The organism is Streptococcus sp. HMSC061E03, assembly GCF_001813505.1.
Taxonomy (GTDB): Bacteria; Bacillota; Bacilli; order Lactobacillales; family Streptococcaceae; genus Streptococcus.
Window position 1 is genome coordinate 169,191 of the sequence record NZ_KV812797.1, and the last position, 428, is coordinate 169,618.

The following is a 428-nucleotide window of genomic DNA, read 5'->3' on the forward strand; positions in this document are numbered from 1 at the left end:
TTAGTTGTATCCAACCATACTTGGTAAACCAACTTGTCGCCACGTTTAACAGTCTTGGTATTCAAGTTTTGAGCTTCGTTGTTTGATGCATTGTCCGCATATGGGTTCGCATTTGTATCTGCGTACTTGTCTGCCAACTCTTTATCGTCATCAACGAGCTTGTCACCTGTGATATCGAATTTCTCTTCAGAAACAACATATTTCTCTGGTTGGAATTTAGGTTCTTCTGGAGGACGAACAGTATTGTTGAACTCTTTATCGGCAGGATCTGTCACGTTTGTGATCAAGGCTTTCGCTGTACCATCATGACGAACTTCAACTGTAACGACAGCTTTCATTGTATCGTATGTAACGGTTGCGTCTGAGCCTTTAACTTCTTCTACTGTGTACTTGTAGGTACCTTCTTGACCCTTCTTGTATTTAAGGGC

The 428-nt window shown here is 41.6% G+C and carries 1 protein-coding gene; it reads right to left on the minus strand.

Features of this window, described 5'->3' with window-relative positions; all coding sequences use genetic code 11:
* On the minus strand, nucleotides 1-428 hold a 428-nt coding region (locus HMPREF2917_RS08550; RefSeq protein WP_141751551.1), incomplete at both ends, for a Spy0128 family protein.